This is a genomic window from Gimesia alba, assembly GCF_007744675.1.
GTDB lineage: Bacteria > Planctomycetota > Planctomycetia > Planctomycetales > Planctomycetaceae > Gimesia > Gimesia alba.
Genome location: NZ_CP036269.1, coordinates 5,333,526 through 5,359,182, shown reverse-complemented (window position 1 = coordinate 5,359,182; position 25,657 = coordinate 5,333,526). Strand labels below are relative to the sequence as shown.

Annotated in this window: 18 protein-coding genes; 6 read left to right on the top strand and 12 right to left on the bottom strand. The window is 47.9% G+C overall.

Annotation, left to right across the window (positions count from 1 at the left end; genetic code table 11):
* Window positions 1-245: 245 nt before the first annotated feature.
* Window positions 246-1,625 (top strand): alkaline phosphatase family protein, encoded by a 1,380-nt coding sequence (locus Pan241w_RS19890; protein ID WP_145219219.1) that lies wholly within the window; start codon window positions 246-248, stop codon window positions 1,623-1,625.
* Between the two features lie 10 nt (window positions 1,626-1,635).
* On the opposite strand, the gene Pan241w_RS19885 is transcribed toward Pan241w_RS19890, so the two are convergent.
* Entirely contained in the window at window positions 1,636-4,386 is a 2,751-nt protein-coding gene (locus Pan241w_RS19885) for an MGH1-like glycoside hydrolase domain-containing protein (protein WP_145219216.1), read from the bottom strand.
* A gap of 1,205 nt (window positions 4,387-5,591) precedes the next feature.
* Between Pan241w_RS19885 and Pan241w_RS19880 the strand changes: the two genes are divergently transcribed.
* From Pan241w_RS19880 to Pan241w_RS19865, 4 genes are all read left to right on the top strand, one after another.
* Window positions 5,592-6,998 (top strand): cation:proton antiporter, encoded by a 1,407-nt coding sequence (locus Pan241w_RS19880; protein WP_145219215.1) that lies wholly within the window; start codon window positions 5,592-5,594, stop codon window positions 6,996-6,998.
* Between the two features lie 159 nt (window positions 6,999-7,157).
* Window positions 7,158-7,658, top strand: a complete 501-nt coding sequence (locus tag Pan241w_RS19875; protein ID WP_198000039.1) for a hypothetical protein — start codon at window positions 7,158-7,160, stop codon at window positions 7,656-7,658.
* 145 nt (window positions 7,659-7,803) lie between these two features.
* Entirely contained in the window at window positions 7,804-7,998 is a 195-nt protein-coding gene (locus Pan241w_RS19870) for a hypothetical protein (protein WP_145219211.1), read from the top strand.
* A gap of 447 nt (window positions 7,999-8,445) precedes the next feature.
* Window positions 8,446-8,856, top strand: a complete 411-nt coding sequence (locus tag Pan241w_RS19865; protein ID WP_145219196.1) for a hypothetical protein — start codon at window positions 8,446-8,448, stop codon at window positions 8,854-8,856.
* A gap of 187 nt (window positions 8,857-9,043) precedes the next feature.
* Here Pan241w_RS19865 and Pan241w_RS19860 read toward each other — a convergent pair whose 3' ends face one another.
* From Pan241w_RS19860 to Pan241w_RS19845, 4 genes are all read right to left on the bottom strand, one after another.
* Window positions 9,044-10,975, bottom strand: a complete 1,932-nt coding sequence (locus Pan241w_RS19860) for an ankyrin repeat domain-containing protein (protein ID WP_145219194.1) — start codon at window positions 10,973-10,975, stop codon at window positions 9,044-9,046.
* Between the two features lie 468 nt (window positions 10,976-11,443).
* Window positions 11,444-11,866, bottom strand: coding sequence for a hypothetical protein (locus Pan241w_RS19855; RefSeq protein ID WP_145219192.1), 423 nt, complete (start codon window positions 11,864-11,866; stop codon window positions 11,444-11,446).
* A 222-nt stretch (window positions 11,867-12,088) separates the two neighbouring features.
* On the bottom strand, window positions 12,089-12,694 hold the full coding sequence (locus Pan241w_RS19850; RefSeq protein ID WP_145219190.1) for a hypothetical protein: 606 nt from the start codon (window positions 12,692-12,694) through the stop codon (window positions 12,089-12,091).
* Window positions 12,695-12,795: 101 nt separating this feature from the next.
* Window positions 12,796-13,815, bottom strand: a complete 1,020-nt coding sequence (locus Pan241w_RS19845; protein WP_145219188.1) for an MBL fold metallo-hydrolase — start codon at window positions 13,813-13,815, stop codon at window positions 12,796-12,798.
* Between the two features lie 641 nt (window positions 13,816-14,456).
* Here Pan241w_RS19845 and Pan241w_RS19840 point away from each other — a divergent pair.
* Complete coding sequence (locus Pan241w_RS19840; protein ID WP_145219186.1) at window positions 14,457-15,827, top strand: Gfo/Idh/MocA family protein; 1,371 nt, start codon at window positions 14,457-14,459, stop codon at window positions 15,825-15,827.
* Window positions 15,828-15,935: 108 nt separating this feature from the next.
* On the opposite strand, the gene Pan241w_RS19835 is transcribed toward Pan241w_RS19840, so the two are convergent.
* From Pan241w_RS19835 to Pan241w_RS19805, 7 genes are read right to left on the bottom strand one after another with little or no spacing between them, the layout of a single operon-like run.
* Window positions 15,936-16,739, bottom strand: coding sequence for a radical SAM protein (locus Pan241w_RS19835; RefSeq protein WP_145219184.1), 804 nt, complete (start codon window positions 16,737-16,739; stop codon window positions 15,936-15,938).
* Window positions 16,736-17,353, bottom strand: coding sequence for a heparin lyase I family protein (locus Pan241w_RS19830; RefSeq protein WP_145219183.1), 618 nt, complete (start codon window positions 17,351-17,353; stop codon window positions 16,736-16,738). The genes Pan241w_RS19835 and Pan241w_RS19830 overlap by 4 nt, the downstream gene beginning before the upstream one ends.
* On the bottom strand, window positions 17,331-19,481 hold the full coding sequence (locus Pan241w_RS19825; protein WP_145219181.1) for a glycosyltransferase family 2 protein: 2,151 nt from the start codon (window positions 19,479-19,481) through the stop codon (window positions 17,331-17,333). The genes Pan241w_RS19830 and Pan241w_RS19825 overlap by 23 nt, the downstream gene beginning before the upstream one ends.
* 6 nt (window positions 19,482-19,487) lie before the next feature.
* Window positions 19,488-19,889: an iron-sulfur cluster assembly scaffold protein gene (locus Pan241w_RS19820; RefSeq protein WP_145219179.1), complete on the bottom strand. Its 402-nt coding sequence runs from the start codon at window positions 19,887-19,889 to the stop codon at window positions 19,488-19,490.
* Window positions 19,890-19,929: 40 nt separating this feature from the next.
* Window positions 19,930-20,634 carry a hypothetical protein gene (locus Pan241w_RS19815; protein ID WP_145219177.1) on the bottom strand — a complete coding sequence of 235 codons (705 nt, stop codon included), beginning with the start codon at window positions 20,632-20,634 and terminating at the stop codon, window positions 19,930-19,932.
* A 55-nt stretch (window positions 20,635-20,689) separates the two neighbouring features.
* Entirely contained in the window at window positions 20,690-22,237 is a 1,548-nt protein-coding gene (locus Pan241w_RS19810) for a class I SAM-dependent methyltransferase (protein WP_145219175.1), read from the bottom strand.
* A 48-nt stretch (window positions 22,238-22,285) separates the two neighbouring features.
* Window positions 22,286-23,305 (bottom strand): glycosyltransferase family 9 protein, encoded by a 1,020-nt coding sequence (locus tag Pan241w_RS19805; RefSeq protein ID WP_145219173.1) that lies wholly within the window; start codon window positions 23,303-23,305, stop codon window positions 22,286-22,288.
* Window positions 23,306-25,657: the final 2,352 nt, after the last annotated feature.

Below are 25,657 nucleotides of genomic sequence, written 5' to 3'. Positions count from 1 at the left end.
ATGTATTCCTGGTCCTACGCCACTCAATTAAACAGGAGAACCGCTCTCTTTAAGCATAACAGAAAACAGACGGGAATAAATCCGGGAAGTGGATTCTTGTATCGGAACCAGATAATTTGCTGGCGACAGACCGATCCTTCGGTTGCATTGCCCCCGTAGGGGCAGCACAATGGAAAGGAGTCAGTCCATTGAAATGGGACAAGACTTTAAACGATCTGATTATAGAACCTGGGAGACTGCTTCTAATGCGCGAAAAATTTGTGGCTTTCATTCTGGCCTTGATGGTGTTGTTTCATCTGGGAACGGTTTCTCAAGCAGCCGAGCCTCATGACGACCGTTGTGTGATTCTGGTCAGCGTAGATGGCCTGGCCAACTTTTACCTGGATGATCCGCTGGCTGACATGCCGACGTTGCGAAAACTTGCGAAAGACGGTGCCCGTGCAGACGGAGGCATGATTTGCTCGTTTCCGACTGTTACCTGGCCCAACCATACAACTCTCGTAACAGGAACAACTCCCGCAAAACATGGTGTGATCGGAAACAATTATCTGGATCGCAAAAGTGCTTCGTCGGTGGCATTCATTCCCGATCCACTGTTCGATAAAGATCAGATTGTCAAAGTGCCCACGATTTACGATGCCGCGCATCGTGCCGGACTGGTCACTGCAGGAATCGTCTGGCCGGCAACGCGGAATGCCCGTACGCTCGACTGGACGGTCCCCGATATGTTTGGCAAAGAAGCCTGGCCCAAGTATGGCACACCGGTCTGGCTGGATGAACTGAGGAAAGCCGGACTTCCCGTTGATCTGCACGGTTCCTGGACGGGAGAAAAAGGGGGCGGCGTAAAACGAGACTGGCTTTATACACGCATGACGCGGCATCTGTTCCAGAACCATCCCCCCAATTTATTATTAATTCACCTTGTCGAGGTCGACCATGTGGAACACCAGTACGGCCCGAAAACTCCGGAAGCCTACTGGTCGGTCAGCTATGCCGATGACCGTCTGCGAGATATTGTCGAAGCGGTCAAACTCTCTCCGCATCGCGACAAGACCACACTGGTCATTGCCAGCGATCATGGTTTCTTCCCGATCACGAAAGATATCCGTCCCAATGTCCTGCTCAAACAGGAAGGGTTGCTCTCCAAGGAGAAAAAGCAGGTCTACTGTCTGTCGCAAGGCGGAGCCTGCATGGTCTACATTTTAGATGATGCAAACCGCGCAGAAACAATCAAAAACTTGAAGAAAAAAATGGCGGCTGTTGAAGGCGTGCAGGCCGTGCTCGATGCGGATGAATACACAAAACTCGGTCAGCCAACTCCAGAGCAGGATTCTCATGCCCCCGATCTCTGGCTGGCAGCGAAATCCGGCTACTCGTTTACAAACAGCGATTCAGGCGACGATGTCGTGACGCCACGCAAGACTCCCGGCGGGACACACGGTTATCTTCCCGATCAGCCGGACATGCTCGGTTCTCTGGTCATTTCCGGACACGGCATCAAGCCCGGCACCAAGCTCGGCAAGATCCAAAGTCTCGACGTGGCACCGACCATCGCCCGTTTACTGGGAGTCAAACTTCCCACCGCCCAAGGCAAACCACTCACACCAGCCTTACAGGAAGATTGATCGAATCAAGTTACGAAAATCGATGTTTCACTTCTTCCGGATTGACTGCACTGCCGGTCGCTTCGTTCTGTTGTTGGGACTGACAGCGACTGGCCAGTGTGCCCAGAATCGGTGAAATCAAAGCCGTCCAACCGGTCTGGTGGCTCGCCCCCAGACCGCGGCCTGTCTCTGCGTCGAAGTATTCGTAAAACAATACCAGATCGCGCCAGTGCGGATCGTTGAGTAAAACATCGGTCCGTGCATAACTGGGACGATCCCCTTCTTCGTTTGACAGGAACAGTTTCGAGAGCCGCTTGCGAATTTCGTCGGCCACTTCCTGGAGGTCCATGTAGTTACCCGATCGCGTGGGGCATTCAACACGCAGCGATTTCCCGTAAAACATGTGATACCGTTCCAGCGCTTCAATCAACAGGTAGTTGAGCGGAAACCAGATCGGGCCGCGCCAGTTGGAATTACCACCGAACAGACCGCTGTCCGATTCGGCCGGCTGGTACTGCACTCTTAACAGCTCGCCATTCAGTTCATATTCGAACGGGTGTTCTTCATGATACTTGGAAAGAGAACGAATGCCGTAGTTCGACAAAAATTCGTCTTCGTCTAACAGATATCGCAGCATTCGCATCAATCGATCACGCGTAGGAATCGCCAGCAGACGATGACCGCCGTCAGAGGTTTCTGAATCACGTTCCATGTAAGTCATGAATTTGGCCAAGTCAGGGCGGCTCTTGAGGAACCAGTCCATGCGTTTCCGAAAACCGGGCAGCTTGTCGATCGTTTTATCGAAAATAACATCGACGGTGAATAAGGGAATCAACCCGACAATCGAGCGGATTTTCAATGGAATACTGCGACCATCCAGATGCAGATGATCGTAGTAGAAGCCGTCTTCTTCATCCCAGAGTCCGGTGCCGTCAAGCGAATTCATCGCTTCGGCGATCGAAACATAATGCTCGAAGAATTTCGAGGCCATGTCTTCGTAGGCAGGGTTGCCGTCGGCCAGTTCAAAGGCAATGGACAACATGCTCGAACAGAAAAACGCCATCCAGGCAGTTCCGTCTGCCTGCTCCAAGTGTCCCCCTGTCGGCAAAGGCTTTGAGCGATCGAAAATCCCAATGTTATCCAGTCCCAGAAAACCGCCACTGAAGACATGCTTGCCGCGAATATCTTTACGATTCACCCACCACGTGAAGTTGATCAGCAGCTTCTGAAAGACTCGTTCCAGAAAGTTGCGATCCCGATCGCCGTTGGATGCCGTCATTTGATAAACGCGCCAACAGGCCCAGGCGTGAACCGGCGGATTCACATCGCTGAAATTCCACTCGTAGGCCGGCAGTTGTCCGTTGGGATGCATATACCATTCGCGGAGAAACAGAATTGCCTGTTCTTTCGCGAAATAGGGATCGATTTTAGAAAACGGGATCAAATGAAAAGCCGAATCCCAGGCCGCGTACCAGGGATATTCCCACTTGTCGGGCATCGAAATAATATTGCGATTATATAAGTGTCCCCAATCAGCATTTCGGGGACTGGGCGCACCAGGCGAAGCAGGGGTCGGCTTCGTTTCACCTTTTCCGGAAGCTTGCAACCAGCGAGGAATCACATAGTGATAAAACTGTTTCGTCCACAAGAGCCCGGCATCAGCCTGTCGCATCACTTGTTGTTCGTCAACAGAGAGCCCTGGTGAAACAAGCGATTCTGCATAGCGATCGGCTTCTTTAATCCGCTGCTCAAAGGCATCGTCAAAGCTGGCTCCAAACGCTTCGACCGGAAGTTCGTCGACAGCCGACATGCGTAACCGAAATTGTACGGAATCACCGGCGGGAACCGTGCACTGAAAATGAGCCGCCGTCTTGGTTCCTTTCGGACGTGGATTGATCACGCCTTCGACGCCGTCAACGACTGCCAGATGAAAGGCATCTTTGCAGGAAGGGCGCCTGCTCTCAGGATCATCAAACCGCCAGGTGTTGGTTTCGTTTTCCGTGAACAGCCATTGGGGAAGCGCACCGTCCGGACCGGCGTCAGCGTAAAGATGAAACTCGCCCAGTGTTTCGTGTTTTGCAACAAGCTGGTTGTCCGCCACCTGAGACAGGCTTGGCTTTTCATCCGGTCGATCAAACGTCGAGCCCCAACTCCAGGTATTCCGAAACCACCAGGAAGGGAGGAAATGCAGCGGAGCGTCTTCCGGACCACGATTAAAAATTGAAACCCGGATTAAGATGTCTTCGTCAGCCGCCTTCGCATATTCAATCTGAACGTCAAAGTAGCGCCCTTCATCAAAGATGCCGGTGTTGGTCAATTCGAATTCGGGCTCTTCGCGCGAGCGCCTTGCGTTTTCTTCGCGCAGCTGTGTATACGGAAATTCGGCCTGGGGATATTTATAGAGTGCCTTCAAATAAGAATGCGACGGCGTGGAATCGAGATAGTAATACGCCTCTTTGACATCCTCGCCATGGTTGCCTTCCGGCCCGGTCAAACCAAACAGGCGTTCTTTGAGAATCGGATCTTTTCCGTTCCAGAGTGCCAGTCCAAAACAGAGTCGGCATTGACGGTCGCAAATTCCCAACAGGCCATCTTCACCCCAGCGATAAGTCCGCCACGTGGCTTCTTCGTGGGTAAAATTCAGCCAGGGGTCGCCGTCGGCAGTACTCTCACGTACAGTACCCCATTGTCGCTCTGCCAGATAAGGCCCCCAGCGTTTCCAGTTCGCACCCGACTCACGACGTGATTCTGAGACAAGACGTTCCCATTCCGGTTCTGGCATAAATGTTTCAACTTTTAACAGTCAGGCAGAGGCAAGCGTGCCTGATAAAATAGCAGGATGCGCAAGAATATTGCGTTCCTGCGCGGGAAAAAGCGTTATAACTCTACGATATGCTTCTAATTCAAGCAATGCGAATCTCATTCCGATTGGCAAGATTAAAATGGGCATCAGCGGTGAGAGGCATCTGGTGCAACTCAGGAATATTCATTCTAAATAAATTGGCACAAAAATCTGTGATGATCAGCTGGATATTTTCGACTTGACTCCCTCGCGCCACCCGCGATAACCCTTGTTATGCGTCGCGCGCGTGAGCACTGCTGGTTCAGGTGAAACTGTGAAAGCGGTTTTAACCGCACCTGCAAAAAACCGCTTGTTTTAGACCGATTTTTCAATTGGAATCCTTCAAAAGTTATGCGGGTCGACACACATCGGCGCATTTCCGACACCGTCCGGTCCACTCTCCGCTTCTTGAGACACACTGCCAACCCCCGTTCGTACCACATCAAAATCTCCTTTCCTCTTGACCACCTCACGCCCCTGCAGATGATCTGCATCACAGATTTTGTATTTTCATTCCAACCACGAGTAAGCCCGGAGACAAATCCCAAGACAAATCCGGGCCGCACGCAGCGAGCAGCAAACCAACAGATGATCTTACAAAAGCAGAACATAAATTCATCCACCAAAAGTAGGGAGCGGCCCTATGTGGCCGCCCGCCTGGCGACATTCAATTTCAACTCACCGCGTAAATGGAACCAGTGCGGCCTGAAAAAAAGTGAGCACCTCGGCACCAACCGCCGTTTGCAACCAGAGTGCGAAATCAAACCAACGGCAAACCAACCCTACCAGATATCACCAGACCAGCTTAGATGAACTTTCAACACCTGCGGCTCGTCGGAAAAAATACCTACCCCTTTTAGCTCATCAGTTTTTCTGATCAGACTTGGCGTCCCTCATGGATGCATAAACAAAAAATAAGTGAAGGACAGACTCTGATTCGGAATCGGCGTCACAATTGGGAAATCAGGCACGCATTTTACTAGAGAGCAACGCAGCCCCTGAGATGAACATCGTTAACTAGAACCAGAACGGCTTTTCTGAGTCCGTAACAGGTCAGTGTGGGCAAACGAAGCTCGTTGATTTTTCTGTGCCGCAAAACCACCAGACTCCTTTTCTTCCGGGCACAGGCCCCTATAATAGCGGCCATGAACTTCTTCGATATCGCCGGCATCCTCGTGGCCCTCGCAGCGGCCTTCGCATTCATTAACCACAAACTGCTCAAGCTGCCGACAACGGTCGGCCTGATGCTGTTGGCGATGCTGCACGCAATCGCCCTGCTGCTGATCGATCAGATCGTGCCCGGGGCGACTGTGCTCACCGTGGCCGAAACGCTCATCGGCTCGATTGACTTTGACCAGACGCTGATGCAGGGTATGCTCGGCTACCTGCTCTTTGCCGGGGCGTTGCATGTCAACCTCAACGACCTCAAGGAACAAACCGCGGCCATCGCCCTGCTCGCGACCATCGGCGTCCTCGCCACGACATTCATCGTCGGCGGGCTTACCTTCGTGATCACCGGCTGGCTCGGTATCGAGGTCCGCTTCATCTACTGCCTGATCTTCGGCTCCATCGTCGCCCCCACCGACCCGATCGCAGTTTTGGGAATCTTCAAGAGCCTCGGCGCCCCCAAGTCGCTGGAGACCAAAATCGCAGGCGAGTCACTGTTTAACGACGGCGTCGGCGTGGTGGTCTTTATCGCACTCCTGGGCATCGCGGGGTTGGGCGGGCATGGCGAGTCACACACAGACGAAAATCAGCAGGAGAAGTCTAGTCAGGTCGTTCAGCAGAGCGAACAGGAACATCCGCACGAGGCTCAAGCAGGCACAGAGGTCGCAGAGACGAACGCCAGCGACGTCGCGAAACTCTTCGCCCTCGAAGCCGGCGGCGGAATTGCGCTGGGCTTTGTGCTGGGGCTGCTTGCGTTCTTGCTGTTGCGATCCATTGATCACTACGCGACGGAGATTTTGATTTCGCTGGCGGTAGTGACATGCGGATACGCGCTGGCGATGAAGCTGCACCTCTCCGGGCCGCTGGCGATGGTAGTCGTGGGGCTGATCCTGGGGAACCACGGCCGCACGCTGGCGATGTCCGACAAAACCCGCGATCACCTGGACACGTTCTGGGAGCTGGTCGACGAACTTCTCAACGCGGTACTGTTTGTGCTGATCGGTCTGGAGGTGCTGGTGCTGTCGTTCCAGGAGAAATATCTGCTGGCCGGGGCTCTGGCCATCCCCGCGGTGCTGCTGGCGCGGTTCCTCTCCGTGGGCACGGTGATAACCGCCCTGAAGAAGTCGGCCGGCCGAAAATTCACGCCCCACGCGATCAAGGTCATGACCTGGGGCGGCCTCCGCGGCGGAATCAGTGTGGCCCTCGCCCTCTCGCTCAAGGAAGAGATCCACGCACAGCAATCGAAGTACAACAACGTCGGCGAACTCATCCTGACCATGACCTACGTCGTCGTTGCCTTCTCAATCCTCGTCGGCGGCCTGACCATCGGCCCCATGCTAAACCGCCTGGGCCTTGCAGGACAAAGCAAAACAGACGCCCATTAACGATTGATTAAAATAAAGAGACCTGACCCCTTTTACTGTCCCTGACGGCTTTGTGGTAACGCGGAATTATGGTTGTTTGTGAGATCTAGCATGGTGTATGATGAAAGATTCATTTCGGAAATAGCAATCTGGTATACGGTTTCAATAGGCTGGAATAACATGCAGGTGGGAATAGCGCTCGTTGTGGTTGTCTGTCTGAGCATCAGCGGTTGCTCGGGCCAGCAGGCTTCTGTTGACAAAATGACTCATCAGACCGGCGATTTTGAATCGCTGGTTGAGGCTGCCCGCCAGGTCGCTGACACGATTTCAGATACCCATTCTTCCGAAGGGCACACCTATACGCTCGAGGTTATTGGCGGTTATCCCGATAAAGAAGAAATACTGATTGCCTGTGATGACAGAAGTGCGTCAGATGTCTCGACCAACTTTGCGCTCGTCAAATGGAAGAAGGTTGATGGAGTGTGGCGATTCGACTCGATGGAGTCTGGATGGGACGACTTTGGCATGCTGTCGATTATCATTGAACAGCAAATCGTCAACAAACTCTGCCGGGCACTTGATGATCAATTTAAACCGCCCCGGTCCGACCCGAAGAAAAGTGCAGAAACCGCTGAGGCTCTGATGAAACTCATCGAAATGAGTAAACAGAAGCAGGACTGAATTCTTTATTATTGCCCGGGAGCAGGTCGTTTTCAGTGAACGAATTAAAAGGGCGATTAAAAGGGGTCAGGACTCTTTGATTATATAGTCCTGACCCCTTTTTTCTGTTCTCAAATACACTTTCTCTGGCGTCTTGGCAGCCCCCGTGTATGATGACAACCGTTGCACGATTTACTCATTGTATGTCTGTCATGCGATCAAGTTTGCACAAGACTTGAATGCACATCAGATCGCCCTACCTGTGCCCATCGGCCCTTGGCGTTGCCGTTGGTGGGACAAATACCAGTCTGGATTTCGTGTCGATTGCGAGTTCCCGGAAGATGATGCTCTGTTTCAATGATCGCAAAAATGCCAGATAACAAGACGCTCAACCTGCCCGTATTTTTAGAACTTACCAGCACTTGAACCACTACTGGTTCTCCCACCTCGATCACATTCGTAATCCTATCAACTCATACGTATTCCGGTTTATACCTTAATTTCACTCATTTAACGTTTTCCGGTACGGCTCTGAATGTCCCGAGAAACAGTGTTCTAAAGCAACTCGGACAGGTAGTATGCTGACAGCTTCAGTTCGACTTTTGGAGTCGCATTAATCGAACTATTATTCGGAAACATTTTTGGTCGGTTCACCAAAGCGAGTCATTCAACATAAATTCCTTGTTGATTTAACTTCCTCAATTTCCGCTTGACTATTCATCCCTGTTTAAACAGAATTTCACAAACCTTTCCGTTTAATGGGTGATACCGAAACAATTCAGTCTAATTCAAGTTATGTTGTTATTTGATGGCGACACCTGAAGATGAATTCGATCCACACTGGTCGCTGCTCGAAGCGATCGTCGAGGAGATACTGACACCGGCGCTTGCGCGCACTAGCAATCAAATCGGGAAACCATTCGTCGCTCGGGTCGCTGTTTGGGTGCGTGACACAGAGATCCCAAAATTCTCCCTGTCCCCAACGGATCGTGGCCACTATGATGTTGAAGAGAACACTGACGTTAGGATTCGATTCCGACAAACCATCAAAGCAACGCGACACCTATTCTCGATTCAGGTCCAGCACGCGGAGGCGTGGCGTCAACAAAAACTGTCTGGCATCTGGATCAAGGGTGATGTCGATATAGCCCAAAAAGTCCCGATATTCAGAGTCCGGGATGAGACTATTCGGTACACTGGCGAGTGGAAGAAGTGGTAACGTTCATTTTGGTTTCGCACCTTCCGAGGAGAATAAAGGGGGCAGATATCACCAGACCAGCTTAGATGAACTTCCAATACCTGTTGCTCGTTGGATAAAATTCCAGGGGGGACAGAAAAGGGGTCAGGACTCTTTGATTATAGAGTCCTGACCCCTTTACAATCATCCTGAAGGTAAAGTGCCATGCTCATTGAGAAAATTTCTTAATTTTCGATTTGACTGGCTTTCCTGGTTCTGCATTTACTGCCAGAAGAATTTTCACCATGTCTGTTTTTTTGTATTTACGAGCAAGATCGAGCGGCGTTGCCCCATCGCGATTTTTCAGGTTGGCTTTTGCACCTTGTTTGAGGAGGAATTGAAGCATCGTTGTATGTCCATGCTTTACCGCTAAGTGCATAGCGGTTTCTAGAACGGGACTTTCATCAAAGTCAGGTGGACCACAAGGCGGAAACCTTGGTGATCCTGAAAGTGCGTCGATTGATGCACCATACTTCAAAAGAATTTTCATCGCTTCGAGATGGTTATACTGTGCAGCAAGATGCAAGGGAGTCTCTTCATCGTAATTCAGAACTTCAGGACTAATACCATGCTTCAACAGAAGTTCAAGAGCATTCTTTTTGTTGTGTAAAGTGGCATAATGCATTAAGGTTAAACCATTATATGATGAACCAATCGGGTCAGTCGTGTTGGCTTTTGATTCTAAAAGTAACTCGATTATTTTTGGGTGATCAATCTTTACCGCATAATACAATGGGCGCATATCATCTGTTTTTGAATTGACAAGTGCACCTGCATCAAGAAGTTGTTTCACAATTGTGGTTTGTCCGTTACTTGCAGCAAATGCAAGGGCAGTCCCTCCCCTGTTTTTCAGTTTGAATGTATCGATCTCGTAAAGATTCAAGAACCGAGCAACAGTCCTTTCATCGCCTAAAGCTGCTGCTGCTTTCAAATCAACTCTTGAGCCATGTGCGATCAATATATTTGCAATTTTCAGTTTGCCTTCCAACAGTGCTTCATGTAATGGAGTAAAACCATTTTGTTGGTAAGCATTTACGTTCGCTCCCCGTTTTAATAACAACTCGACTATCTTCAAATCGCTGGTTGCAGCGACATGTAATGCTGTTTGTCCGCGATAGTTGATCGCATCAATATCAAGGCCTCGTTTAATGAAGAGTTCTATGTGTTGGGTTGATTTTTTCTCCACTGCCAAATGCAAAAAGGTTTTTTGCTGGTAACCACCACGATCGTGGCTGACAGAATACTGCACCAAGTCAGGATGCTTATCAAGTTTTGCTTCAATTGCATCAAAATTATCACTCAATAAGAATTTATCAAAATCCCAATCTGAGTAGCCATCTTTTTTGATGGAGTTCCTAAGTTTGGCGTTGCGGATTTTATTAAAGTGGTTGTGAATTGCGATTTCCATTCCGTGTGGAGAGAGCCAGCCATGTCGTTCTAACAACTCAGGACGTTTTTTGGATTCATCCTTGGATTTTATCAATAGTCTGTCGTTCGATACAAATAGAGCAGTGTTCGGTCCGCCACCGAATAACTTCCAAGTGGAATTCTGCATGTTATCAACTAGAATTGTTGACTGGATACCCATCTTTTCTTGATATGTTTTTGCTCTGACAATCCGAGCTTTCAGTGTTGTTGGTTCATTTACGAGTATCTCATCATGCACATTCCGGCGAGTTAGCCATTCGCGGTCGCTGTAGGGCGAAGGCGATCCCAGAGGGTGCGCTTCTGTAGTATAAATAATCACAACATTGATTTTATCCCCATATTTTTTTTGAATACGATCGACTGCAGGGCAATTATCACGAGAGACCGGGCAGGTGAGAGAAGACATGACCAATAATACCGGTTTGTCCTTCCATGTCTCAGAAAGTAAAACGGGCTCGCCGTTAAGAGTATGCAGTGTATGCTTTGAACCTTCTTCGATGAGTGGGATATGTTTCAATTCGAAGGTAGGAATTTCACTCGGGCGACCTATCTCACCTCGGCTGAGTTCTATTTTTCTGGGGTTGTCCGTATTCTCAAATGCCATGATCGGGAGTAAGCATGATTCCAGGCAAAGTAAGAATGAAATTAAAAACGGAAACGTTGTAAATTTCATCAAATATCTCTCTGTTGGAGAATTAATTGACCATCGGCTGAGGCATAAATCTTTACGAAACTCAGCTTCGGTGTATACCGATAAATACCACTCAAATCAATGTCAATCCAATGCTGTGTTTCATACTTTAATCAGCCTAGAAAACTACTTACGTCAATAAACAATTTTACCATCAAGCATGGTAGTGAGAATCTTGATCTTTTGGATTTCTTTTTCAGAATAGGTTAAGAAGTTGCGATCGATGACGATTATATCTGCAAGGTAGCCTTTTGGGAGGGGAGATAAAAGGGGTCAGGTCTCTTTGATTACCTCGACGATCTACAAAGTCGCAGCTCATCCCTGATGGCCATCAGGGATGAGCTCTTGTCAATATAACCAGCCACATCAACTCTGTAAGCCTGGTTAAACAGTGCTCGTACCAGAGATACTAGGACTCTTTGAATATAAAGTCCTGACCCCGTTTACTGTCTAAGGAATAAAGACGAATACAATTCTTACCCGCTCTTTACCAAAAATATTAGATAAGTAATCTATGATATGGATCAAACGTTGTACCGGTTTTTGTAACTGACATTTATCGATGGAAGCGTGTTGAAGGGAACATTCAAATTCGTTTGCATCTAACCACCCAACATTTTCTTGATCTTCAATATGTTGGCTAGCATAGCATAAAGAGTCGATAAAATCAGAAACTCCACGAAGCTGAAAAAGTGGAGCTGGAAAACTATTGTCAGGGTCAAAACCAAGTGCAGCATACAGTCGTCTTTCACCACAGTTGACTAAGGAGTAATCATCTGAAAAAGCCCATATAGAGGGGCTGTGTGAAAAAACAGGAAGATCTTCAGGTGTGTTGTCGTCAAAAGCGATATATGTTTCAAATCCTATTGACATTGATTTAACTCTCCACCTGGCTAAGAAAACAACAAGTGTGCGAACAACTTTCAAATGGCCTTGAACTTCTTTAACAAATCAAAAAGGACCAGGACTCTTAACTCTATTAAAGAGTCGCTGGCCCCTTTACGCATCGTTGCTTTGCGGTTCGATGTTCCAGTTTTTGGGGAAAACTCTGTTGGGAAATATCTTTTGGAGATAAAAGGGGTCAGGACTCTTTGATTACCTGACCCCTTTATAACCTTCTGACCGTTGTTTACACCTTGATCCTAATACAAAAAAAACTGGCGATAACAAGCCAATCAAAGCTAAGATCTCGATTGCCCATGAATTCATCCGAGTAGGTTTCAATGCCAATAAATGTTCTTTTTTTGCAAAAGGTAGAGTATTGACATCTTTAATTTCGAATTGTTTTCTCTCAGGGGGATAATAACCATCGAGTTGAAGTGGTGCTTGTATACTGAATATTCTACTTTTTTCACCTGTTCGTCTAATAAGTATTTCTGAAAATTGAATATCATCGTAATCGTAAATGAAATTTTTTAGACCACCGGGTTCAATAGGATAATCAATTTTAGAAGGTATTATGAAGTAAAATGAAGATGAAAATGAGTAAGGTAGTTGATGCCAGGACCCATTGGGGCTCTTTGTACCGATGGGAGTAATAAATAGAATTTCGTTCGTCTTATTTTCTACATTGAAATCAGTCAGGAAAGCCAATGCCATCGGGTTTATGGTATTCCCAATAACTAAGATCGTCAGGCAAAAAAATGGCAGCAACAGAAACGCCAATATCTTAAAGATTTTACTTTTCTGAAATAGAGTCATAATAAAGATCTCCTTAGGATCATCAATTTCCTCATGGAAGATGAGTAAAAGGGGGCTTGATGACCCGTGAAAGACGAGCGTGGCTTCGGTGCAACGCCTTGTTAGATACCGTTGTTTTGCGGTTCGATGTTCCAGTCTTTGGGGAAAACTGTGTTGGGAAATATCTTTCGGCATTCGGCCAGCATCTCAGCCCATTCCTCTGTCGTATACCGGTCGGATAGATGGAATAAGACGAGTTTGCCGAAACCGGAGCGGGCGGCAAGGTGGGAGACCTTTGTTGTCGTTGTGTGAAAGTTGCGTTGTGCGAGATCGATGTCTTGATCCCGGTACTGCGCTTCGCAGACAACCGTGGTGCAATCGCCTAAGACTTCCTGCAGTTGTTCGCTCGTTGTATCGTCGAGCAGGAAATCAGTCAGGTATGCGATCGATTCCCCAGGCGATTCAATTAACAAATCGTTTCGTAGTGCCGCGAGATCAAATGTCCGGCCATCGATGTCAATCACAGGTGTCGCAGTGTCACTTTTGAGTTCTTTCATCCATGGGCCGGGCCGCAGGCCCATTTCAGCAACACGGTCGGTCTGGACGTTCCACTTTGGTTTTTCTCGAACCACATATCCCAGGCAGGGGCCGTTATGCTTCAGGTGGATCGCAGAGACCGAATAGTCGCTTGTATCCAGTATCGGACTGCATTGTTCGGTCTTATTCTCGTTGTGGCGTTCAGAAAACGCCTCGGAAATCTCGTATCGGAATCGTTCAATGTGGGTCGGGTGTACGTCGTTTACAGACCACGTTCCAGATTGATCCGCGTGAAGATTCCACCAGAACCCTTGAAAGCGATGGTGCAGAATGGCAGACGTACCGGCAGGGCCCCAAATCACGTTCGGCTTGACATCGCGATTGAAAGTGCAACGGAAAAACGAATCAAAACCGCCAATGTGGTCCATGTGCAGGTGCGAGAAGAATAGATGATCAATCGCCTGGATCTCGGAAAATGGCAGGCTCGATAAGCAACCATCGCCACAGTCGAAAAGCAATCGCGCGATCGATTGTCCCGACTCGACGCGAACGAAAAGTGCATTATCGCGGCCTGGGTTTCCAAGCACCTGGTAGTGGAGAGTCATTTATCTCAAGGCATCTAATTTATTATTCACCTGCACGGACTTGTTCTGATATGACGCTGATATAGAACAAATACGCACAAAATAATCGATTTTGGTTTTGATATGCTGCCGCAGCGGATTCATATCACACATCGATGCTGGAAATAATGCCAGCATCTTGAGTATGATACTAAGCAAAATTAGATTTACAATATGTAACTTGACTCTTATCTTTCTACCAACAGAATCAGGTGGCATGACCAATTCTGTTCGGCCCGGCAGTTGCTCTCGACGTCTGATTTTTGATCAGGGCTTTCGATGATTGTAAAATCGACGGCGTTCATTGTTTCCAACGGTGCAAGTCGACAATCCAGCAACTGTGATCCGCCTGGCTTGTCAAAATCTTCACGCGTGTCAATTTGAGTTGAATCACCCGCATTTCGTCCCCGTTCGTATTCTGTCAAGTCGATTCCGGCGACAGATTGCGAATTGGCCCCATCTTCCCCAAAGGACCCGATTATGGTGTACTCAATGGTCGGTTTCGTGTAGAATTTATGGTCCCAATGAGCACTGTTTTAGAGGCTGATTGCATGCCCAGAGCGATGCTCACCTGCTTTTGACTTTAAGACTTCAGAATTATTTCTCTAAGAGGATTTCGCTTGATGCCAACATCTCGACAAATTACGCGCCGCAATTTTCTTCAGGGAGCCGCCTTCGCAGGGGCTGCCAGTATTTTCTGCCCTTCTGCTGAGCGAGCATTCGGATATAAATCGCCGAACGATCGTCCGGTTTTTGCGACCATTGGTCTGCGGAACCAGGGTTGGGCGATTACTTCCAAGTCATTCAAATTTGCTGATTTCGCGGCACTCGCCGACGTGGATGCGAATGTCCTCGCAGACAACGTGGCAAAAACAGAAAAGAAACAGGGCAAGAAGCCAGACGCTTACAAAGACTATCGGAAAGTCCTTGACCGAAAAGATGTTGACGCCGTCATGATCGCCACGCCCGATCATTGGCATACCAAGATCGCGGTTGAAGCGATGCTCGCCGGCAAAGATGTCTACTGTGAAAAACCATTAACGCTGACGATTGATGAAGGCAAGTTGATTGAAAAGGTCGTCAAGCAAACAGGCCGCGTCTTCCAGGTTGGTACGATGCAGCGATCGGAATCGGGACAGCGGTTCCTGCAGGCTGTCGCTCTGGTGAATGATGGCCGGATTGGTAAGGTTAAAAAAGTGACGTGCGGCATCAATGGAATGTCGGCTTCACCGGTCATTACGAAGGCACCTGTTCCTGAAGGGCTGGACTACGAATTCTGGCTGGGACCGGCACCGAAAGTGGATTATCGGGCACTTCCCGAAATGCGCAAGGGATATGGCGGCGGCGTGCCGCTCTATAGCAACTGTCACTATTCCTTCCGCAACTGGCATGAATATTCAGGCGGAAAACTGACTGACTGGGGTGCGCATCACGTTGATATCGCCTGCTGGGCTCTGGGGGCCAGCGATACGGGGCCGAGCAAAGTGACGCCACTCGAATTTTCGTTGCCGGTGGAGTACAAAGATGGGCACCCGGTAGTCCAGGATCAGTACAACGCCGCGACGAAATTTAAAATCCAGGTCGATATGCCTGATGACGTGGAAATGATTATCACCAGCGAAGGGGATAACGGCATTCTCTTTGAAGGAACCAAAGGCCGGTTCTTTGTTAACCGCGGCAAGATCGTCGGAGCGCCTGTGGAAGCTCTCAAAGACAATCCTCTGCCGGATGGCGCCATTGAAGCCGTTTATGGCGGCAAGGTGAGCGCAAATCATACTGCCAACTTTATTGAAGGTATGAATGCCCGCAAGCAACCCATTTCGGACGTCTGGTCGCATAACAGGATGCTTGAGATCTGTCACCTTTCCAATATCGCCATGCGACTGGATCGCGGACTCAAGTGGGATCCCGTGAAGCGAGAAGTAATCGGCGACGCCCAGGCGAACTCGTTCCTCTCAAGAGAAAATCGTAAGGGATACGAAATCAATATGTAGTCAGTAAGGTTGCGGCCTGCTGAACGATTAAAACAAAGGCCCACAGCACCTTGGTGACAAGGGGCTGTGGGCCTTATTTTTTTTGGGGGGGATGAAGTGGCCCATTTTTTATGAGGCAACAGCTTTGGGTTGCGGGAGCGGCGAGGGGATTTCAAAGTAACGGTGAAAAGCAGGGCACATTGAACAGGCTGCTTCGACTTTGGTATTGAAAAATTGTTCCAGTTCTTCATCGGAGCATTCAGGATGTAATGGTCGGTAGGCCAGATATTGATCCCAGATGGCAGGCAGATTGTATTTACGGTCCATTAAATTCAGGTAGGCAAGTTGCGGGCACTTGTATAATTTGCTTTCAAAGATCTGAGGGCAATGTTTGGCCACACAGATTTTATAACTGGCCGCGGAATCACCATCATTCCATGGCACCATCTCAGCACCAAAGCCTTCGAAAGTCGTCCTCCATTTTGCCGCCGAGGGGCGATAGGTCAACTTGAATTGATGTTTGCTTTGCCAGGACTCAGTGAGTTTTCTCACGGGAATCAATTTCTCAGTATATTCTGGTCCATCATGATGAACCGAGATGTCGAGTTCACAACCGGTTTGTTCAAGAACGCGGGGGAGGTCCGGATGATTCTTCAGGAAAAATCCATTGGACACAAGCCGTAGTTTCGAGAAGGGCCATTGTTTCCGGCATTCTCTTACAATTTGAGGCAGCTGTTTGTTCAAAGCAGGTTCCCCACCCAGAATCGAAAACACTTTTGGTTTGATTCGGCCGCTCCATTGCATCATCTGGTCTTTGATCTCTTCCAGAGAGATATTTTTACCGACTCTCTGGTCACTGAAATGTGAACAACTTTTGCATGTCAGGTTGCAGGCATAGCTGGCATGAATTTCTAAATTAGGACAAGTAATCATAACACAATCTCCCGTATTTCGTTGCTTTCAAACCTGGTGTCCAGGTAAAGTCCAAATTGAAGATGGCAGGGATTCGAATTAAACATCGTTTTCAGATTGCTTATCTTTCTGCCATTACATTCCACAAATCCATCTCGATGGAGCGACCATTTGATTGAGATTTCGAGGTCGATCCATTCATTTAGGCTGACAGGAAAGAGTTCGTAGTGCGTGAACTTGTTTTTCTCAACAACCAGCCATTCATGTTCCATGTCCAGTAACGGTGTGCTGAGTAACTCATTGTGAGACAGCACCAGATGGTTTTTCCGCACTGAAAACGCCAAAGGTGGAGGCGATGCCAGATACAGAAAAGATTTAGTCCCAACATTGATGTTGTCAGGAATCGTCCACCAATCATGAAACTGAAGAACGATGGTTGCTTTTTCCGAAAAACTTCCATTGAGCCTGAATGAATATTGATAACGTCGTATCCCAGACGCGGTGTTCTGTTTGATTTTGACTTCGGATCTTCCGTTCGGATGCGGTCTGGCAATGATGGTTTCACCAGAACAGGTCACATTCCCGCATTTCTCAGAGCGATCCCACAGCCTTTTATCGATGGTTTTTGTGTGCATTGATTACTTCTGTCTCCAGGGAATCATCGAGGACAGCGTCCCCATAAAGTCCGAGGTCATTCTGGTGAGTTGATGATTGAAACCAGCCTTCCGGGTGTGCTACCACAACTTTGGTATAAGAATGGTTATAAGACAGTTTGAAGATGGCGATGTCTTCCATGTCCGGCAGGTCCATATCCGCCATCGACATTTTGATATCGTCCGTATGGAAACCAATCGTGCCGGTTCCCAGAATGTCCACGAAGGTATCTTCTTTCACCTCTTTGCGTGCATCCAGAACGGTTCGGTCTTTGTAGTATCGATCGATCTTGCCTGGTTTGAGGATGTTGCCATGCGCACCAACCAGACATTTATGCTTATCGATGGCCGAGCACATAACTTCGACATAATCTGAGGGATAAATTAAGTCGTCATCGACGGTCAAAATATATCCCTGGACTTTGTCGGCCCAGAAAAATTTGGTTGAGCCTTTCCGACTGTTATCGCCAAAAATTAATTCGATTTTGTCGTGCTTTAAGAAATCTGGCACATGCTGGAATTGATTCAGGTAAATTTTCAGGTAATCAGCCTGATCAATTAAGGATTCGATGGTCTTTTCTAATGCATAAATCCTGCGTGGAATCGCGGCCATGCAAATATAAACGGGACTGGATCGTCTGAAAATGATCGAATAATCCGGCTCAAAGACATCGGGTTGTACGTCCAGCGTGCCATATTCTGTCGGGTCGATTTTGTCTTGCGATTTCCAGAACGCGTATCTTCTTAAACTCTCTTTCGTCACCGCGTCTCGTTCCGGAGATTTTAAACCGAAGCGCGTATCGCTGTTTGACAAACTGTTACTGCAGACCCGGCGGAATGCAGTGATGTCGGTTGAAACATGAATTTTCGCATTGATATCACTGGGGAACTGCAGACGCTGTGAAAACTCGGTATCTGCGCCGCAGAACATACGACCGTCAAACCCATTAAAGCTCTGAAACGTACTTCGTTTGATGACCATAGTTCCATTGATCAGGCGCGGGTAGGGAATGCAATCGGGTCTGGCACCGGAATCGACGACGGGAATCCGATTGATGATGTTTTGATTTCGCTGGTTATGATTCTCCATCGGGTTCAAAAACTGACGCATGGAACTGCCCCAGACATCAGCGTTATTTTCTTTCAAGTCATGCAATGCCGTCATGAAGTGAGTCGGTTCAAGAATGTCATCTGAATCGGCAATCCCGATCAGGTCTGTCTGCATGTGATAAAACAGATTGTTGGCAATCGCATAGGGACCACTGTTCTGTTTTGTTTTATACCATTTGATGTTTGTCAGATGGCCATACCTCTGTTTCAATGCTGTGTCATCTTCGCGCGAACAGTCATTGACCAGGTGAATAAACGGTCTGACTTTATGTTGCCAGAGGATCGAATCGATGGTTTGTGGTACCAGATGCAGATTCCGAAAGTAGGGGACGAAGACATCGATATCGTATTCAGTGGAAGGACCTTGATCTCGGTTGAGGTCCCTTTTGACTGGCTGGAAAGACAGAGTTTGATCTGCTTTCAGCAGCGTTCCGTTTTGAAACTGAAAGCGAAGCGTCTCGGCTGTCTGCAAGTCGTCTGCAATTTCATTTTGTTTGGAAGACAGTTTGATAAAGAGTCGATTTTCAATACAATGCCTGTTTGGTAAATGGGCGTGTGTTTGAACTGATGCCTTCAGATCGTAACTTCTTTTCCAGCGTTCGATCAGTTTTTTTGCCTGATTGTACTTGCGTTGAAAATCGGGCAGGTCATTTTGCAGATAAATATCAAGCTGACAGCCGGTTTGTTCCAGCAATTCGACTAGATACTCATACCGAATCAAATGCTGTCCATTCAGTTTTAATTGAAGTTGGTATTGGTTCTCTTGAAGTCGATCTTGAGAAATTAATTCGCGCAATTTCGAGAGAAGTTGATCGGAACCATGTTCGTAAACTGCCGTTCGCGCCTCATGTGTATCTGTGATACAAGAGACCTCGTTGAGAACTTGTCTAATCGAACCGGTCAGATCAGACGTTGAAGCGTGATCTTGTGGCTTCTTACTTTTCTCCGGATGCGAGACTTCCGGAAATCGAATCTCGATAGTGAGACATACTGCTTTCATTGATGTTTATTTCCTTTTCACTGATGACTCAAACTTGGTTTTCATTTGTTGCAGTGTTTCCCAGGCCAGCAGCCCACACCGCATTCTCCGCGGAGACAATATGATTCGCATGGATTTAAGCATCTGAGGTGCATCCAAAGAATTCAGTTCAGAAAGCTCCATGCCCTCGATGGTTTCACATAAAATCGAAGCGGCGGCCTGGCAGATCACACAACCCTCGGCTTCAAACTTTGCCTGAATGACTCGATTGCTTTCCAGAAGCAGGTCCAGTGTCACGCTGTCTCCACAAGTGCGATTTAATATCTGGTGACTGACAGTTGGTTTCTCCAGCCGCCCCCGATAGGTTTCAGATTCATAATGTTCCAGGAGAAACTCTTCGTCTTCCTGATCGGAATTCTGATGTTCCATGTCAAACGCTTACCTTTAGAATTGATGGTGTATCTTTAGTTCATTGAATGTGTTCCAAAAAATGATTTGCTTTGCGATGTCCCGCTACGGAAGCAGTGGGGTAAATGGTTGACGTTTCACCGATGTGTTGCACCAGACTGGGGGAATGGACGAAATAAGGAAGTTGCTGCCGTTCGCACCAGAGTCCCACGACGGCATCAATCTGCTTCAAACCCTCTGCAGGGCCGAACCCACGATGATTCAAGACAGTGACATCACTGAGCAGTAAACGCGCGGATGGATTGGAAAAGATATAAGCTAACGCGCCCCAGCTTCTCCAGCCGCGATCTTCGCGAATAAAATCTGGTGTTGAGTTTTGCTGGTAATGACTGGGGCAATAAATTGAAACGACACCAATTTCTGCTGCCGGCCATAAGCGGCGTTCCAGATACGCACGCGTGTTTTCCGCAATCAGAACATCGTCCTGGCAGAGCAAATATGCTTCTGCTTTGGGATCTCGCAGCAGCATTTCCGTGAGCGCAAGATACCAGTTCGGAAACGCACCGAGCCGCTCCGTGCGCGGAACGATCAATAGATTCTGAGAATCAGCGGGGATCTCAACCCCCGGTTCTGCATAGATTTGCAGTTGATCCCACCCCGCTTTTCTGAGACTGTCGATCGTTTGATTCAGCGTTGGCTCAGTTCTCGGTGCGGTCGTAATGCCCACTGACCAGTGGGTAATATTGCGGTTTGATAAAACGTCCATGTCTTCCTGCCTGGTGAAATACTCAATGTGAAAGGAACAGTTCCTCGAAGCCGATTTAAGCGACCCTGGTCCACCAGATGTGTCCTGTGGGAGTGCTTTGTACTTCCCCCAGTTTTTCATGCACGGCTGCTTTTACGGAATCCCATCCATAATCATCACCGGCGATAATTCCACCCGGCTTGACTTTTTGCTGCCAGACTCCGATATCACATAAAACCGCAGCAGAGTCGTGGCAGGCATCGATAAAAACAAAGTCCAGACTGGCATGATCGAACAGATTCACTGCATAACGCGAATCGCCGGGAATCAGTTTGACACGCGTGGAAGGAAAACGGGATAACGTTTCCAGATAACGTGTCCGGGAGGGAAGAGAGTGGCCATCCATGGTTCCATTCATGTTACCCATAAACGATTCGACGGAATAAAAATCCATATCGCGATGAGCAAAGCGGACTCCGAGTGTCATAATCGAGCCTCCCTCATAACTGCCGACTTCGACATAACGTTTGATCTCGGGATTGGACTTCACCAGTTCAATCAATTCCGACATACTGCCTCCCTGCAGGCTCAGCATGCGATGCACGCCGCTCACAATTCGATCCAGGACCGGCTCGTCTAACTCGTCCCAGAGTCTGCGTGCTTCCGGATAGACCTGAATGATTTGTGGCAGGAAGTCAATTAAATCTTGTACTAAATGCTGGCTCGCGTCCGGCAGATATTGACAGGGATCGGTTTTCCATTGGCTGCATTTTCCAAACCAGAACATCGTCAGAAACCAGATGTAAGGATAGGTCTGTAAAGCATGTTCCTTGAGAATCTTGTCGCGATGGCCCTGTGACCAGTATTTTTCTGCGCCTCCACAATGAAACGCGCGTTGCGGCGCATTATTCAATGAGCAGTTGATAAACTGACCGTTCCGGAAGTTGATGATGGAGTTCCAGTAAGCCCAGTGTTGACTCCAGAGATGATTCGGCAGCAGTTTGATTTCATCAGTTCGCCCGGCGGCAAACAGGATTGCATTCAAGACTCCCTGATCACCGTGCCCGGGGCACGGCCCCTGGCTATTGAACTCAGCGGCGTTACAGCACTCGCTCCATTTTTTTAGAATCTGTCGATTCTGCTCTGTGACCGCACAGAAAAACAGAGAGGTGCTCATGTACTTGGGGTTGTGCACCGGGGCTTTGATTCCATAGACCTGATAGGGCAGACCATAATCAGCACCGTTGCCGTCGGCGCCTCCCAGAAAACCGCCCGTTTGCTGACAGCGTTCGATTACATCATCAACATTGCTGCACAACAGACAGTCTGAATCGATGCCGATGACGACGTCATATCCTTCACAGAGGTCTTCACAGGCGTAGGCTTTCAGTTCCCAGGCATTGATAAAGCGGGATTTTTTTTCCAGCGCGCGCGAGCTGATCAGCTTCACATGTTCGTCCGCTTGCAGGCATTCGATTTGTGGTGCGGTGAGCGGGTTTTTCTCATTGATCACCACATGGATGGTGGTATCGGGGTGATAGTGTAAAACACTGTTCACGGTGGCTAGTGTGCCGGGAAAAAATGCGTAGTCGGTGACCGTGATGAAGGTAGAACGCGGCTGCATCGGTTGTGTCTCTTTCTCAGGATGGGAACAACAGTGAGAGGTACTGCTTCAGACAGCTTGTACTTCACGGCGTTCGAATGAATTTCGTTCGACTTGGGGCTGATTGTATTGAAGGGCGCCACCTTCGAAATACATTTCAATGCGTCGAATGACATCCTGTGGTGCGATCATGTTCATGCATTTGGGGATCTGCAGATCCTCAGTGACTTGAACCGGGTAGAGACATAGATCCTGGTTTTTGGGGTCGTTATCGTCGACCGGCTGACAGCGTGATTTCCAGCAGCCTCCCTGATCACAACATCGCAAGGCGCCGTTGGTGTTGATGAACTGGTGATGCGGATAGGCTTCCCACTGCGCGGGTTCTCTGCCTCCAGCCAGAACGACGGCAGCCCGGTTTTTCGGTTTTCCTCGTTTCGTTTCCACCGCGGCGGCCAGATGCATGGCAAACGTCACCGGGCAGACCACGCCATCCGCGTGATACATCAGTCGGATGAACTGACGCGTGTCGGTTTTACCAATCAAATTGATCACGCCCTCTAACGGAGGGTGAAAATGTTTTGCTTCGCCGCACTGCACGAATTGAATTCGACCCCGAAAATGGTCGACAACCTGCTGGTAAAACGCGGGATTCCACCACTTGGCGGTGAAATCGTATTTACCGCCGGCCATCATAATCCAGTAGTTTCCCTGAAAGCCGGTCTCCCGCACTTGCGACATCCAGCGTTTTTCCTGTTCTGTCAGATGGATGTCTCCGTGAAAGTTCGTGACCGGAATTTTCAAATCCAGCTGTTTCTCCAGGTACTGCGTAAACCCATGAATGAAATGGAAGGAACTGCGATTCGATTGATGGACCAGGGGATACTGCATTTTAATCGTCGTCACGCCCGGCTCCCCAGGATCGAGGGGAGTGATGTAAGGATTATTCTCCCAGATCTGCATCGCGGTAGTGCGGACATCTGTCAGAAAGCGTCCCGGGTAGGCTCGATGCAGGTCCCGGAGCGTCGCCGTCAACATGACAATATCGCCGGGGCTGAGGGAGTTGCTTAGAATGATCTTGCGTGGTTCCATAGGGCAGGCCAATCCTTTGGCTGGTGAAGGGGAGACTGATGACGAAATCCGGGTGCCTGATATCGAGAGTGCGAGTCTGAATTTAGAGGGACTCCCGTAACCGTTTCTTAATTTCTGGCATATCCAGCCTTGCTGCAAGATCAAGTCAGCGCTCATTGTTCAGCTCAGTACGAGACAGATTCGCACCCTAAATAAACGTGGGGGACGATTACTGAATGAGGCAAGAGAATCACCAGAATATCACGCGATTGATATAAAGTTTTGAAAGAGATAGGCGTGGGCAAGAAATAAGGGGGCAGGTCTCTTGGAACAGAAACCAGACCCTTTTTGTGTTCATCTACGGGTTTGACCCTTTCGAATCGTCTTCTGAATGCCTTCTTAGGTATTGTATCCAATACCAGATTGTGTGAGCGAAGCCGAAGATGCAGCCATAATCTACAAGAAGACCGATCCACCACCAACTAGAGAGGGATTCGTAAGGCTGGAGCCAGAGTCCGAAGGAAACCAAAGCGCCGCCCACAATCGGTACCCATGATGGTGCCTCTTCCTTTGCAACCCAGATTTTCCATGCCACCAGCCAATTCATTGCGACAATCCAGCATCCTGCCAAAATCATAATAACACTGAGAATATTCATGTGATGACTATTAAGCGGGTAGGGGAACTGGAAAAAACTTCTGCGCATTTTTGTATCTTATGAATCTTCCTGGAAAATCAAATACAGAATTATTAATGCAAGTAGAGTGAAATGAATCATTGCTTGCAGCAGGAAAGTTAGCAATAAATAAGGGGCCAAGTCCACTAGAAGTGAGACCAAACCTCATTTGTGTTTTCGTGATAGAAAATTTTAGTTGAGCTTCATTGTCCATTTGGCCTGTTTTATTGATAGAGAACTCCGTCTAAAGATCTTCCTAGAATGTACTGAAAGTAAATGATAATAAAAAAAATATAAATAATATAATTAGAGATTACTTGGAGTAAGAAAAATACTACAGCAAGAAATGCGTTGATAACTTTAGACTTCGTTAATTTTATGTAAAAAGAAGAGACTAGTAGTAGCAGAGTAGAAGAAAATGCTAGAGCCCCAAAAAGAGGTCCTAAGATTTTATCTGGATATAGATATACTTCTCCAGGTGCCACTTCCAAATCCATTCCAATTACTCTAATTAATAAATAATCAAGGACAGTAAGTAGCAAGAAACTAGACCAGAAGATGAAATATGCAAGCAAGGTATTGTTTTTGCAAAGAAATTTGTTCATTCAGGCACCTCGAAATTAATCCTGTAAATAGAAGAGTCATTGCTACTCTCTTTACTATGTGATTAAATTCTATACATTTTATTTTTTTACCCATTGGTCTCTTTACCAATAAGTAAGAAAATGTCAGACGAATCAATACGTAGATTAGCCGAAGCGGTGTTAGTGTAGTGGCTGTGTTTTCGTTCCTTGTACTCGACGGAGTCGTTCGGATTGTCGTTGTGGTCTGCTTTTCAAAAACTGATCCAATTGTTATGACGGTTCTTAGCGTCCTTTAGACGAGGAGAACTTTTGATGAACAAACGAAGAAAACGTCACAACCCTGGGAAAGAAATGAGGGTCAGGTCCACTAGGATTGGTCCTGACCCCTTTTAATCTTCCAGGATTGAATCTATACCTCATTTTCGTTTTTCAAAAAATTAATCGAATCCACAAATATAGATACCTAAACATTATTAGGGTTTTTATTGATAGCGTATGTCACACCTTACATGTCACACTTAGGATGCATTTTTTTACCGTAATCTGCCTTTATGATTCTTTTAACAAAGAGATTAAAACCAGCGCAGATCTTTTTTTACCGCCTTAAGATACGGTGGCAGCACAATCAAAACGTGATCAGAGAAAGAATCTCGCTCCGCTCTGAAACGACACACAGTAAGTCGTATTACAACGACATACTTTTTTTGCGACTGGATGAATCAGCCAAACCATCCACACCTGATTCTTCAGTCCTGAAATAGGAACTTGATCCCCTGCTGACTATTTTTTGCGTGTCAGTGAATTGTCGCGTTATTCGGGTGCAGATTCGCTAATACTCACCCCGATAGCCCTACCAAAACTCTCTTAAACCTGCTGGTTTCAGCAGTTTTTTTAGTCGAGTCGATCATTCGACACCCCTCTCTTGCGACACATTTTGAACCGCATTGAAACGGCTTGCCATGGGTCCAGGGCAGATTGAGCTTTTTTATTGATGACACCAGTCATCTGACGCAGTGCTCATCCGGTCCCATCCGTCTTGAATATTTTCGTTCCCTGGTCTTGTCGGAGTGCCGCCCGCGAATAAATTCCCAACCATAAATGCGGCACTAAATA